The sequence below is a fragment of the Nonomuraea sp. NPDC049646 genome (genome assembly GCF_044465525.1).
Lineage (GTDB): Bacteria > Actinomycetota > Actinomycetes > Streptosporangiales > Streptosporangiaceae > Nonomuraea.
The window spans coordinates 155,273-168,660 of record NZ_JBITLU010000008.1 but is presented as its reverse complement, the minus strand read 5'-3'; the positions used below and the strand labels follow the sequence as shown (position 1 = coordinate 168,660).

The 13,388-nt window shown below is 70.5% G+C and carries 12 protein-coding genes; 5 read left to right on the top strand and 7 right to left on the bottom strand.

All coding sequences use genetic code 11. The annotated features are described in order from the left end of the window. The first annotated feature begins 36 nt into the window (after window positions 1–36). The 4 genes from purD to ACIBQ8_RS24760 all read left to right on the top strand — a co-directional run bounded on the left by purD (window position 37) and on the right by ACIBQ8_RS24760 (window position 4,922). Window positions 37–1,254, top strand: a complete 1,218-nt coding sequence (gene purD / locus ACIBQ8_RS24775; protein WP_397193068.1) for a phosphoribosylamine--glycine ligase — start codon at window positions 37–39, stop codon at window positions 1,252–1,254. After that, complete coding sequence (locus tag ACIBQ8_RS24770; protein ID WP_397193067.1) at window positions 1,251–2,087, top strand: phosphoribosylaminoimidazolesuccinocarboxamide synthase; 837 nt, start codon at window positions 1,251–1,253, stop codon at window positions 2,085–2,087. The genes purD and ACIBQ8_RS24770 overlap by 4 nt, the downstream gene beginning before the upstream one ends. Window positions 2,088–2,165: 78 nt before the next feature. After that, window positions 2,166–3,431, top strand: a complete 1,266-nt coding sequence (gene murA, locus ACIBQ8_RS24765) for a UDP-N-acetylglucosamine 1-carboxyvinyltransferase (RefSeq protein WP_397193066.1) — start codon at window positions 2,166–2,168, stop codon at window positions 3,429–3,431. Window positions 3,432–3,632: 201 nt separating this feature from the next. Continuing rightward, window positions 3,633–4,922, top strand: a complete 1,290-nt coding sequence (locus ACIBQ8_RS24760) for a GTP cyclohydrolase IIa (RefSeq protein WP_352357559.1) — start codon at window positions 3,633–3,635, stop codon at window positions 4,920–4,922. A 340-nt stretch (window positions 4,923–5,262) separates the two neighbouring features. Here ACIBQ8_RS24760 and ACIBQ8_RS24755 read toward each other — a convergent pair whose 3' ends face one another. Next, a complete protein-coding gene (locus ACIBQ8_RS24755) occupies window positions 5,263–5,721 on the bottom strand; it encodes a rhodanese-like domain-containing protein (RefSeq protein WP_397172684.1) in 459 nt (152 codons plus the stop codon). Between the two features lie 155 nt (window positions 5,722–5,876). Between ACIBQ8_RS24755 and ACIBQ8_RS24750 the strand changes: the two genes are divergently transcribed. Further along, entirely contained in the window at window positions 5,877–6,815 is a 939-nt protein-coding gene (locus tag ACIBQ8_RS24750) for an EamA family transporter (RefSeq protein ID WP_397193065.1), read from the top strand. Here ACIBQ8_RS24750 and hisC read toward each other — a convergent pair. The 6 genes from hisC to ACIBQ8_RS24720 form a co-directional block, all read right to left on the bottom strand. Further along, entirely contained in the window at window positions 6,812–7,870 is a 1,059-nt protein-coding gene (hisC, locus tag ACIBQ8_RS24745) for a histidinol-phosphate transaminase (RefSeq protein WP_397172680.1), read from the bottom strand. The two genes, ACIBQ8_RS24750 and hisC, sit on opposite strands and share 4 nt — an antisense overlap. Window positions 7,871–7,932: 62 nt before the next feature. Then, complete coding sequence (locus tag ACIBQ8_RS24740; protein ID WP_397172679.1) at window positions 7,933–8,430, bottom strand: GNAT family N-acetyltransferase; 498 nt, start codon at window positions 8,428–8,430, stop codon at window positions 7,933–7,935. An 11-nt stretch (window positions 8,431–8,441) separates the two neighbouring features. After that, window positions 8,442–9,098 (bottom strand): NUDIX hydrolase, encoded by a 657-nt coding sequence (locus ACIBQ8_RS24735; protein ID WP_397172678.1) that lies wholly within the window; start codon window positions 9,096–9,098, stop codon window positions 8,442–8,444. 31 nt (window positions 9,099–9,129) lie between these two features. Continuing rightward, on the bottom strand, window positions 9,130–10,926 hold the full coding sequence (locus ACIBQ8_RS24730; protein WP_397193064.1) for a DUF4434 domain-containing protein: 1,797 nt from the start codon (window positions 10,924–10,926) through the stop codon (window positions 9,130–9,132). 43 nt (window positions 10,927–10,969) lie between these two features. After that, a complete protein-coding gene (locus ACIBQ8_RS24725) occupies window positions 10,970–12,058 on the bottom strand; it encodes a glycosyltransferase (RefSeq protein WP_397172674.1) in 1,089 nt (362 codons plus the stop codon). 19 nt (window positions 12,059–12,077) lie between these two features. After that, entirely contained in the window at window positions 12,078–13,340 is a 1,263-nt protein-coding gene (locus ACIBQ8_RS24720) for a nucleotide sugar dehydrogenase (RefSeq protein ID WP_397172673.1), read from the bottom strand. Between the last annotated feature and the right edge of the window lie 48 nt (window positions 13,341–13,388).

Genomic DNA, 13,388 nt, shown 5'->3' with positions numbered 1-13,388 from the left:
CCGGGCGAGGGGGCCGGGCCTGCGACAATGGGGCACGTGCGCGTTCTAGTCATTGGTTCCGGAGGGCGTGAGCACGCCCTGTGCCGTTCGCTCAAACTCGATCCCCAGGTCAGCGAGCTCCACTGTGCTCCCGGTAACGCGGGCATCGAAGGCGTCGCGACCGTTCATCCCGTCGATCCCGTCGATCCCGCGCAGGTGGCCGAGCTGGCCGGGCGGCTGGGGGCCGACCTCGTCGTCATTGGGCCGGAGGCGCCGCTCGTCGCGGGCGTGGCCGACGCCGTGCGCGAGGCCGGCATCGCCTGCTTCGGCCCGACCCGCGAGGCGGCCATGCTCGAAGGCTCCAAGGCGTTCGCCAAGGAGATCATGAAGGCCGCCGACGTGCCCACCGCCCGGGCCCGCACGTGCGAGACCGAGGAGGAGGCCGCCGCCGCGCTCGACGAGTTCGGCGCCCCCTACGTCGTCAAGGACGACGGCCTCGCCGCGGGCAAGGGCGTGGTCGTCACGCGCGACCGCGACCAGGCGCTGGAGCACGCGCGGGCCTGCGAGCGGGTGGTCATCGAGGAGTTCCTCGACGGGCCGGAGGTGTCGCTGTTCGCGCTCTGCGACGGCAGCACGGCGGTGCCGCTCCAGCTCGCCCAGGACTTCAAGCGCGCCTTCGACGGCGACGAGGGGCCCAACACCGGCGGCATGGGCGCGTACACGCCGCTCCCCTGGGCTCCGGAGGGGCTGACCGAGCAGGTCATGCGCGAGGTCGTGCACCCGACGATCGCCGAGCTGGGGCGGCGCGGGCTGCCGTACCAGGGGGTGCTCTACGTGGGGCTGGCCCTGACCGGGAAGGGGCCGAAGGTGGTCGAGTTCAACGCCCGCTTCGGCGACCCCGAGACGCAGGTTCTGCTCGACCGGCTGGAGACGCCGCTCGGCGGGCTGCTGATGGCCTGCGCCACCGGCGAGCTGGGCCTCGACCCGGTGTTCAAGGACGGCTCGGCGGTGACCGTGGTGATCGCGGCGGAGAACTACCCCGACTCCCCGGTCAAGGGCGACGTGATCACCGGCCTGACCGAGACCGACAACGCGTACGTGATCCACGCCGGCACCGCGCGCGGCCCCGGCGGCGAGGTCGTCTCCAACGGCGGCCGGGTGCTGACCGTCGTCGGCCACGGCCCCGACCAGGCCAGCGCCCGCCGCAACGCCTACGACCTCGTCGACCGCGTCGAGCTGCGCGGCTCGCACCACAGGACGGACATCGCCCGATGAAGCATCTGCACTCCGGCAAGGTACGCGACCTCTACGAGACCGACGAGGGCCTGCTGCTGATGGTCGCCTCCGACCGCATCTCGGCCTTCGACTACGTGCTGGAGCCCGGCATCCCCGACAAGGGCGCCATCCTCACGCAGATGTCGCTGTGGTGGTTCGACCAGCTCAAGGACGTCGTGCCCAACCACATCCTGGCCAGGGGCGACGACGCGCGCAGCGTGGTGTGCAAGCCGCTGCGCATGGTCCAGGTGGAGTGCGTGGCCCGCGGCTACCTGACCGGCGGCGGCCTGTCGGAGTACCGCGCGACCGGCACGGTCTCCGGGGTGCCGCTGCCCCCGGGGCTGGAGGACGGCTCCCGCCTGCCGGAGCCGATCTTCACCCCCTCGACGAAGGCCCCGCAGGGCGAGCACGACGAGCCGATCTCCTTCGATCAGGTGGTCGCAGAGGTCGGCGCGGAGACGGCCGGCGAGCTGCGGCGCATCACGCTCGACGTCTACACGCGCGGCGCGGAGATCGCCCGCGAGCGCGGCATCATCCTGGCCGACACCAAGATCGAGCTGGGCTGGGACGCCGACGGCGTGCTGACCCTGGGCGACGAGGTGCTGACGCCGGACTCGTCGCGGTTCTGGCCGGCCGACGAATGGCAGCCGGGCCGGGCGCAACCTTCTTTCGATAAGCAATATGTACGTGATTGGCTACTGTCGCCCGAATCTGGATGGGACAAATCCTCTGGAAACCCCCCACCTCGACTTCCCGAGCACGTTGTCGAGCGCACAAGGCAGCGATACCTAGAAGCGTATGAGCGCGTCACGGGGGCTCCCTTTAGCGGATGATTCGGCTGGGTCACCTGGTGTCAGCCACTACTGTTGGCCCGATCGAGCCTCACCGTTGATTTCAAGGAGCCGCACGAAATGGTCCGTTACCGCGTGCGCGGTGGCAACGCACTGCGTGGAACCGCGTTCATCCAGGGCGCGAAGAACGCCGTGCTTCCCATGATCGGTGCGGCTCTGCTGGCCGCCAAGGGCCGTACCGTGCTGCGGAACGTGCCGATCATCGAAGACGTCCGGCGCGCGGTCGAGCTGGCCGAGGCGATCGGCGCGTACGTGGAGCTGCACGAGTCCGAGCGCACGCTGGTCATCGACGCCTCCCGGCTGAGCAGCCCCGTGCTGCCGGCCGAGATCGCGCGCCGGTTCCGCGGCTCGGTGCTGTTCACCCCCGCGCTGCTCCACCGGCTGGGCGAGGCGATCGTGGAGGGCGTGGGCGGCTGCAACCTCGGCAGCCGCAACCTCGACTTCCACTACCTGGGCTACAAGCGGCTGGGCGCGGTCGTCGACGAGGGCGAGACCGTCATCCACGTCAAGGCCAGCGGCCTGACCGGCGCGACGCTCTACCTCGACACGCCCTCCCACACCGGCACCGAGAACCTGATCATGGCCGCCGCCCTGGCCAAGGGCACGACGGTGATCGAGAACGCGGCCCTTGAGCCGGAAGTGCTCGACGTCATCGACATGCTCACCAAGATGGGCGCGCGCATCAGCGGCGGCGGCACCGGGTTCATCACCGTCGAGGGCGTGGAGGAGCTGCACGCCGTCGAGCACACCGTGATGCCCGACCGGCTCGACGCGGGCGTGTTCGCGATGGCCGCGGCGATCACCGGCGGCGAGCTCAGCCTCGTGGGCACCGGCCTCGACCTGGGCGTCGTCCGCTACAAGCTGGAGCAGATGGGCGTCGACTTCGCCCGGCAGGGCGCGGTGCTGCACGTGCGGTGCGACCGCCCGCTGCGGCCCATCAACATCATCACCGACACCTACCCCGGGTTCGCGACCGACCTGCAGTCGCCGATGATGACGGTGGCCGCCCTGGCCGACGGCACGAGCTACATCCACGAGCGCATCTTCGACGGCCGCTTCGCGCTGGCCGGCGAGCTCAACAAGATGGGCGCCGACGTCGAGGTCGACGACAGCAGGGCCGTCGTGCGCGGGCGCACGCCGCTCAAGGGCGCGCAAGTCACGGCGCACGATCTGCGCTCCGGTATCGCGCTCGTGCTCGCCGGTCTGGCGGCCGAAGGCGAGACCGTCATCGAGTCCGGATACCTCATCGATCGCGGCCACGCACATCTCGCGACGCGAATGCGCGCGCTCGGCGCGGACATTACACGAGAGATTTCTGAGCGCTAAAAAACATGAGAAAAACCGCGTTGAGCTGCTGAGACATCTTGTCGGGCGGTCAACCAGAACGACTTTCCGGAAAAGTCGGGCGTGACATTACGGCCCCCGCGAGCGATCGTTCCAAAAGAGAGCACTGCAACGGACGGCAGGATGGGACGAACATTGGTCGAGAGGGCCGAAGAAACTCCCCGAGTGTCACGCCCGGGCGCCATGACACCGGACCTCACCATCGGCGTGGTCGGACCCCACGACCTGGTCGAGCGAGTCATGCTGATGGGTCACGCCGCGGCACCGCTGCCGTGTCGCCTGGTCGCGGCCGCTTACCGCGATGAGCAGGAGGCGCCCGACAAGGTGACGCGGCTCGGTCCCGGTGTCGACGCGTGCCTGTTCGCCAGCCCGGTCCCTTACGACCTGGCCCGGCGATCAGGCGTGCTGACGATGCCCGCGACCTACGTGCAACTCGGCGGAGCGGCATTGGTGGCGGCGCTGGCGAAGGCCGCACTTGACACTCGGATGGACCCGCAACGGGTCAGCGTGGACGTGGTCAGCAGGGCGGACGTCGAGGAGGCGTACACCGACCTCGGCATACCGGCCACGGACGTGCACAGCCGCGACGAGCCCGGAGCCACGGGCACGATCGCGGCCTACCACGAACGGCTGGCCCGCCAGGGCGCCACCTCGGGGGCACTGACGTGCCTGCCCGCGGTGGCCGAACGCCTGCACGCCGCGGGCGTGCCAGTCATCAGGATCAGGCCGACCTCGGCCGCGGTCCGGACGGCGCTGCACACCGCGGCGCTGCTCGGGGCGCATCACCGGCTGGAGGAGTCGCAGCTCACCGTGGTGCTGGTGGAGGTGCCGACGCTGCGCGAGCCCGTGCGGCGCGCGGCGCCGCGCTACTGGCGCGACGAGCTGCGGCTGTCGCTGCACCGGTTACTGGTCCAGGAGGCGAACCGGATCAACGCGACGGTCTGGCCGATCGACGATCACAGTTACCTGGTCACCGCGACCAGGGGCTCGATCGCCGCGGCCACCGACGGGTTCAGGGTGCTGCCCTTCGCGGCACGGATCCGGGACGAGCTGGGGCTGGCGGTCGAGGTGGGCGTCGGGATGGGACGGACGACGCACGACGCGGAGTCGCACGCGCGGGCCGCGCTGGCCCGTACCCAGGCGGGCAAGCAGGCGCAGGGGTTCGCGGTGGACCGCGAGGGCCGGGCCCTCATCCCGGCCCCCCGGATGCCACCCTCCGGGTCGACCGCGCTCAAGCCGAAGGGCGTGGAGGTGCTGGCCAGGCTGGCGGCCAAGCTCGAAGGCGGCGACACGGTGGTCGACGCCGAGGGCGCGGGCAAGATGCTCGGGGTGACGCCGCGCACGGCTCGGCGGTTGCTGCGCACGCTGGTTGACGAGGGACTCGCGTGGCCGCTTCCGCCGAACCGCACGCCGCAGCCGGGGCGTCCGCGCCAGCTCTACCGGCTCATCGTGGAGAAGCTCGGACCGCGGTGACCGTACGGGGCCCGTCGTCCCATTTCAGGGGCGACGGGTGCCCGGTTCTTGACCTGGGGAGTCAAAGGTACAGACAATCCGCTTGACTCTTGTGGTCTTATTGGTTGACCCGAGTAGATGCGGGTATGTTCTCCCACGCCCCCGATCGACGGGATTCGGACGGGGGCGCCAAACTTTCCCGCGCAGCCCCTTCGTCGCCGTCCTTTTTACGGAAGGCGTCCGGACGGGGCTGTGAGGCCGTTTGGGGGCACTGCCGGACCGGCGGGCATGTCCGGATATAGCCGGTCACCACAACCCGCCGGGGACGCTTCAGCAGGCGCACACGATTCCCGCACCGCGTTCAGCAGGCGCACGCGATCCCCGACACCGGCGCGGTCAGGGCGTCGACCGGTCGCCGGCTCACTCCCGAGGCGGTCTCGACCGGAAAGCCCTCCCTGGCCCAGTACTCGAAACCGCCTAGCATCTCCTTGACCGCGTAGCCGAGCCTGGCGAACTCCAGCGCGGCCCGCGTGGCGCCGTTGCAGCCGGGACCCCAGCAGTAGGTGACGACGGTGACGTCCCGGGGGATCAGCGCGGCGGCCCCGGCGGCGATCTCGGCCGTCGGCAGGTGCACCGCCCCCTGGACGTGCCCCTGCTCCCAGCTCTCCCGGCTGCGCGAGTCCACGACCACGACGCCCGGCGCGCCGGCGGCCAGGTCGGCGGCCACGTCGGAGACGTCGGTCTCGAAGGCCAGGCGGGCGGCGAAGTGGGCGAGGGCGGCGGCGTTGGAGGCGGCCGGGGTGGAGGTGACGGCTGACACGACATTTCCCTTCATCGCTGGTCAGTCCCGATCGTCTCAACCGGCCCGCCCGCTCAACAGTGGCACGAAAGCCGCCTGTCGCTAATATCGCGCCAAATTGCGAAGTCCGAGACCCGCAGGCGCTTTGTCGGAGTTGCCCGATACAGTCATGACCCATGAGTATGAACACCACTGACAGCCGGGCTCCCGTCCTCGTCTGGAGCGCCCTGGCGATCGTGTACGTGGTGTGGGGCTCGACCTACCTCGGCATCAGGATCGCCATCGAGACCATGCCCCCCATGCTGAGCGGCGCGCTGCGTTTCGTGACGGCCGCGCTGCTGCTCGGCGGCTTCCTGCTGGTCAGGAAGGGCCTGGAGCCGTTCCGGGTGTCATGGCGGCAGTTCTGCGGGGCCGGGCTGGTCGGCCTGCTCCTGCTGACCAGCGGCAACGGCATGGTCGCCGTGGCCGAGCAGCACATCTCCAGCGGCCTGGCCGCGCTGCTGGTGGCCTCGGTGCCGCTCTGGCTGGTCGTGTTCCGGATCCTGGTCAGGGACCGGCCCGCCGTGCTGACGCTGGCCGGCGTGCTCGTCGGGTTCGCCGGCGTCGCGGCGCTGTCGCTGACCGGCGGCCAGTCGGTGGACACCACCGGGATCGTGGTGATCCTGGTGGCCTCGTTCTCGTGGTCGGTCGGCTCGTTCCTGTCGGCGCGCATCCCCATGCCCGCCAACCCCTTCGCGGCCAGCTCGATCGAGATGCTGGTCGGCGGCGCCGGCCTGGCCGTGACCGGCACGATCCTCGGCGAACGGCTCGACCTCGCGGCCGTCTCCGGACGTTCCTGGGCGGCGCTGGCCTACCTGGTGCTGGTCGGCTCGCTGGTCGGCTTCACCGCCTACACCTGGCTGCTGGGGAACGCGCCGATCTCGCTGGTCTCCACGTACGCCTACGTCAACCCGGTCGTCGCGGTGATCCTCGGCGTGCTGGTCGTGAACGAGCACGTGACCCCGCAGATCATCGCCGGCGGGGCGGTGATCCTGGTGGGCGTCGCCCTGGTGGTCTCCACCGAACGACGCGCCAGGACCAGGACCGCGGCCCTCGCCGAAGAGGTCAGCGCCTAACCGCGGAACTGCTTGGCCGCGGCGAGGAAGGCGTCGTTGGCCTCGGGGTCGCCGATGGACACCCGGGCCCCCTCGCCCGCGAACGGCCGTACGGCCACGCCCTCCACCGCGCAGGCGGCGGCGAAGTCGAGGGTGCGCTCGCCGAGCCGCAGCCAGACGAAGTTCGCCTCGGTCGGCGGGACCGTCCAGCCCTGCTCGATCAGCGACTCGCGGACCCGGCCGCGCTCCTTGACCACCCGCTCGACCCGCTCCAGCAGCTCGTCCTCGGCCTTGAGCGAGGCGACGGCGGCGACCTGCGCGAGGTGGTTGACGGCGAACGGGATGATCGTCTTGCGGACGGCCGCCGCCACGGGCTCGTGCCCGATCAGGTAGCCGACCCGCAGGCCCGCCAGCCCGTACGCCTTGGAGAAGGTGCGCAGCACGCAGACGTTCGGCCGGTCGCGGTAGAGCGTCAGGCCGTCGGGGACGTCCTCGTCGCGGACGTACTCGCGGTAGGCCTCGTCCAGCACCACGAGCACGTTCTCCGGCACGCGGTCGAGGAAGGACACCAGGGCGTCGCGGCGGATCGCGGTGCCGGTGGGGTTGTTGGGGTTGCACACGAAGACCATGCGGGTGCGGTCGGTGATCGCCTCCGCCATGGCGTCCAGGTCGTGGTCCTCGCCCGCCAGCGGCACCTGGACGGACGTGACCCCCGACAGGTCCGCCAGCAACGGGTACGCCTCGAACGACCGCCACGCGTAGACGACCTCGACGCCGGGCTCGCCGACCGTCTCGAACAGCTGCTGGGCCACCGTGACCGAGCCCGCGCCCAGCGCGATGTGCTCGAACGGCACGTCGTACCGCTCGGCGATGGCCTCGGTCAGCCCGACGGCGCCGGGGTCGGGGTAGCGGTTGATCTGCCGGGCGCCCTCGGCGACGGCCTCGACCACGGAGGGCAGCGGGTCGTAGGGGGATTCGTTCGAGGAGAGCTTGTACGACCGGCCGTCGGCGGAGACCACGGCCTTGCCCGGCTTGTAGGGGGGCATGGTGTCCAGGATGTGGCGGAAACGAGGCATAGAACTACCTTAAAAGGCCACGCCCGATGAAGCATCCGCCAGCCCCCGCACGTCGAGAGGGCTCACGGCCGGACGCGTTCCCAGCGGATCTCGCCGTCGTGCACGAGATCGGTGGGGTGCAGGCCGGCGTGGGCGGCGACCGCGGCGGAGGCCGCGTGGCCGGGGTGGATGTGGGCGACGACCGTGCCGACGTCGCGGGCGTCGCACCAGGAGACCAGGGCGCGGGCGGCCTCGGCGGCCAGGCCGCGGCCCTGCCAGGGCACGCCGACCACCCAGGCGATCTCGGCCGTGCCCGCCTCGACGGTCGCCTGCACGTAGCCGGTCAGCCGGCCGTCGGCGCGCAGGCGGAGCACCCAGTTGCGCCAGCCGATCGGGCCGGCGACCAGGCGTTCGTAGCGGGCGCGCAGCTCCTCCCCCGTGGCGGGAGCGCCGCCGGTGAACTCGTGCAGGCGCGGGTCGGCGAGCACCGCGGCCATCTCCGCGGCGTGCTCGACCCGCAGGGGCACGAGCGACAGGCGAGGGGTCTCGATGACGTCCATGGAGTCGTTCGGCGTGTTCACGGGCGGGATGGTCACTCCTGGAGCATGGGCGGGTGGAGGAGCTCGGCGGGGCCGCGGCGGTAGAGCTTGGCGGGACGGCCGCCGTCCCGGGTGGTGGTGGCGCCCGTCTCCACCAGGAAGCCCTCCGCCTTGGTGACCTTCCGGTGGAAGTTCCGGGGATCGAGGGGACGCCCCCAGACGATCTCGTACACCCGGCGCAGATCGGCGACGGTGAACTCGGGCGGGCAGAAGGCCGCCCCCAGGGACGTGTACTCCAGCTTGGCCCGGGCGCGCTCGACGCCGTCGAGCATGATGCGGCGGTGGTCGAAGGCCATGACGGAGAGCGCCTCGACGGGCTGCCAGCTCATGTGCGCCTGCTCCGAGGCCGGCAGGTCGGGGGCCAGGCCCAGGTAGGCGACGCTCAGCACGCGCTGGCGCGGGTCGCGGTCGGGATATCCGTACGTCTGGAGCTGCTCCAGGTGCACCGGGGCGCCCGGGAGCCCGGCCCGCTCGGCCAGCACGCGGTGGGCGGCGGCCGGCAGGTCCTCGTCGAGCTGGATGAAGCCGCCCGGCAGCGACCAGCGGCGCAGGAACGGCGGGTTGTCGCGCCGCCACACCAGGGCGCTCAGGGCGTGGTTGCGCACGGTGAGCACGACCAGGTCGACGCTGACCGGGATGCTCGGGACCATGGACGGCACGTTACACGGAGTCCCGTCTGCCCTATGCGGATATGCGTACGTGGAGCGGCGTCGTGGCCTCCTTGCCGGACGCCCCCTTGATCCCTATCTTGACCCATTCCCCGGGCGGCACCTGGTTCCAGTCGAACGGCACCCAGGCCGTCGCCATCCGGGCCGGGTGCTCGTCCAGCGGGTCCTTGTCCAGCCAGCCGACGGCCGAGACCACCAGTTCCTTGGTGCCGCCGGACCATTCGACGAGCACGGTGCTGCCGTCGAGGTTGTAGCCGCGCACCTCGACGCCGTCCTGGGGGTCGCGGGCCCGCCTGATGGCGTCCACGGCGATCGGGCGCTGCCAGTCGCCGGCGATCTCGTCCTGGAGCGAGGGGTCGCCGCAGGTCATGAAGTCGCTCCACATGTAGGAGACGATCTTCTGGACGTACCGGCCGGCCATCGTGACGGCCTGGTCGAGGCGCTTCTTGTCCGTCTGGCCGCGGGTGCCCTGCGGGGCGCACGGCTGCTTGCCGGACGGCTCGAACGCCTCCACGTTCGCCCACAGCTCCACCTCGTGACCGGCCTGGAGCATCTCGTCGCGGGCCTTGGCCATCTCCCGGTAGTAGTCGCGGGTCGAGCCGTGGTACGCGGTGCCGTACGTGGCCTCGCCCACCACCGGACGCAGCCGGTCGTCCACCTCGGTGTCGCGCTCGTCCGGCCAGAACAGGCCGACCTTGCCGGTCCCCCGGCTGTCCTGCGGGGCGATGATGCCGACGCCGGTCCGGGCCAGCGCCTTGAACGCCTCGGCCACCTGCGCCGGCGTCTGGCCGAAGCCGACCCGCTTGCGCGCGTCCAGGTACGGGCTGATCAGGATCGGCTTGCCCAGTTCCTGTTCCACGATCCGGTGCTGGTCGGCGTACACCTCAAGGGTGGGGTTGGTGGCCAGCGTGGCCCCCATCTGGACCTCGAACGGCTGGTAGACCCCGCCCAGGGCCTGCCGGTCGGCGAAGCGCACGCCGTAGTCCTGCAGGATGCGCCGGGTCAGCGTAGTGAGAGTGCCGATGTGCCGCTTGTTCGCCCTGGTCGGCGTCTCGGAGTCGCGCGGGGCCAGCGGCAGCGCGGGGAAGACCCGCATGCTGAACTGGTCGGCCAGGTCGAGCAGCTCGTTCAGGCTGTCCTTGGCCGAGCCGGCCACCAGGATCAGGTCGTAGGACGTGGCCTTCTTGGTGAAGTCGCAGGTGGCGTCGTCGGAGCCGTCCGGAGGGGCGACCATGCGGTAGTAGATGCGGTCGCCGGCCTTGACGGCGTGTTCCATCTTGGGGCAGCGGAACAGGCCGCCGCCGAACGCCTCGTCGGTGCGGTAGACGTACGTGCGGCCGATCCGGTTGCCCGGGTTGGCCTTGCGCAGGTCCTGCTCGGCCGCGTCGTGGCAGCTCAGGCCGTCCTCTTCGCACGCCTTGTACAGCGGGTCGAGCGTCCCGTCCTTCGACAGGATCTCGCCGGCGTCGGAGACGCCGCGGAACTGCAGGCCGTACCCGATCCTGATGATCGTGTCGCCGCCGGCGCGGTGGATCTCCTGGAGCTGGTGACGCCAGGTGCACGGGTTCGACCTCGGCGTGATCCAGTAGCCGGTGACGGCGTAGAAGTTCTTGGTCGTGGTGTCGAACGTGCCACAGGGGTCGGTGAACTCCTTGACCTTCGGCGGCGGCGGCGTCGAGACGGTCCTGGACGGCTTCGGCGTGCTCGACGAGGACGCGACCGGCCGCCCGGACGACGACGGGAAGAGGATGATCGCCACCGCGACCACCGCCAGGACGGCTGCGCCCACGAGCAGGAAGAGCCATCGCACGTTCAGGAACCTACCGCTCTCGTGGTCTGCCGGAGATAAACCGCTATCGCGTGATCCCGGCCCATGCCTCAAGCTGGGTCACGAAGCGCTTGGCCGAGTTCGGCCAGTGGTGGTTCGCCCGGGCCGCGGCGTACCCGCGAGCGCCCTGCGCCCGCCGCTCGCGCACGTCGTCCCGCAGCGTCAGCACCGCCTGCGCGACGGCCTTCGGGTCCTCCCAGGGCACGACGACGCCGCTGTCGTACCGCTCCACCAGCTCGACCGCGCGCGGCGACGGCGTCGTGATGACCGGGATGCCGTGCGCCATGTACTCCACGATCTTGGTGGGCATCGAGTGCCGGTAGTTGGGCTCGTCGTGCAGCAGCGACAGCCCGGCCAGCGCCCCGTCGAGCCGCTTGAGCGCCTCGTCGTTGGGCATGAAGTCACGCCACTCCAGCAGGCCGTCGGCGACGGCCTGGTTGAGCATCGGACGGCTCTGCGGATCGGCGTACCCGATCAGCTCCACCGTCACCCGGTACGGCTGCAGCAGCTTGGCCACCTCGACGGCCTCGAACACCCCGCGCGCCCGCGACAGCCACCCGAGGTAGACCACGCGGTCCTCGCCAGGAGGCGTCACCGAGTCCGGCACCCAGGTCTCGTTCGGCACGATCAGATGGGCGTGCTTGAACCGGCCCGCGTAGGCGGTCTCGGCCAGCAGCAGGTGCATGTGCCGCTCGGCCGTGCCCTCCAGCATGCGGGCGAAGAAGCGCACCGGCGGGCGCAGGAACGAGGGCAGCCACGGCTTGAGCGACAACGTCGCCGGGGTGTCCTCGTGGACGTCCCAGACCACCGGCGGCCGGTTGCGCACGCCCCAGACCGCGAACAGCAGCTCAGGGTCGTGGATCAGGACCAGGTCGACCTTGTTCCGCATGCGCTTGAACAGCCGCCGGGCGGCCCAGACGGCCGCCACGCGTTTGCGCTGGGCGGCCCTGGGAAGATCGACGCCGTTGACCCATGGACGCGGTACGACCCCGTGCGCCGAGAAGGAGGCGGCATACGTGACCTCATGACCGGCATCCACGAGGGCACGGATCTGCCGATGCAGAATTCTCGCGTCCTCGGGGTTATGCACCACCGTCATGACGAGCACGTGCACTGCGCGCAGCCCTCCGTCGCTACAGCCGCTCGACGCGTTCACCCTCGGTGAGCACACCGCGGGTGTCCAGCACGAGCTTGGCCTTCGCCTCGACCATGGCCAGATCGAACGCGGCGTGCTGCTGAAGCAGCAGCGACACGTCGGCGTTGACCACGGCCTCGGTCAGATCCTCTTCCCGTGGCACCGGAGTGCCGTCGACCGACCACTCCTTGACGTACGGATCGGCGAACGAGAGGTCGGCCCCCAGCTCCAGCAGCGCACGCGCCACAGGCAGAGCCGGAGTTTCCCGTTCGTCGGCGATATCCGGTTTGTACGTGACGCCGAGCATAACCACTCGGGCGCCGTTCACGGGCTTCTTGTGCCGGTTCAGCAGTCGCTGGACGCGCGCCACCACGTAGGACGGCATGCGCTCGTTGATCTCCTGGGCCAGCTCCACGAACCTGAACGGGTACCCGAGCTTGCGCACGGTGTAGGACAGGTACGAGGGGTCCACGGGGATGCAGTGACCGCCGACGCCCGGCCCCGGCAGGAACTTCTGGAAGCCGAACGGCTTGGTGGCCGCGGCCTCGATCGACTCCCACAGGTTGATGCCGAGCTCGTCGCAGAAGATCGCCATCTCGTTGACGAGGGCGATGTTGACGTGCCGGTAGGTGTTCTCCAGCAGCTTGGCCATCTCGGCCTCGCGGGTGCCGCTGACCGGCACCACCTGCTCGATGAACTGCTTGTAGAACGCCGTCGCCCGGTCGCGGCAGACCGGCGTGTAGCCGCCCACGACCTTCGGGGTGTTCTTGAGCCCGAACTTCGGGTTGCCCGGGTCGATGCGCTCGGGCGAGAAGGCCAGGTGGAAGTCCACGCCGGCGGCCAGGCCCGACTGCTCCAGCAGCGGGCGGGCCACCTCGTCGGTGGTGCCGGGCCAGGTGGTGGATTCGAGCACGACGAGCGTGCCCTTGCTGAGGTTGCGGGCGACGGCCTTGGTCGCGCCCTCGACCGCTGACAGGTCGGGACGGTGGTCCTCGTCCAGCGGGGTGGGAACGCAGATGACGATCGTGTTGCTTCTGGCCAGCACGGACTCGTCCAGCGTCGCGCTGAATCCGTTCGCCAGCATGTGATCGAGGTCAGCGTCGGTCAGGTCATCGATGTAGGACTGCCCGGCGTTGAGCGCGTCGACCTTCCGGGGGTCGACGTCCACGCCGACGACCCGCAGCCCGGCGGCAACCGCTTCCTTCGCAAGCGGCATACCGACGTAGCCCAGGCCGATGACAGCCAAGTCGATTTCTGTCACAGCAGTGCCTTCGAGAGCCGGAAACAACACTTCATGGTCGCAAAGGTT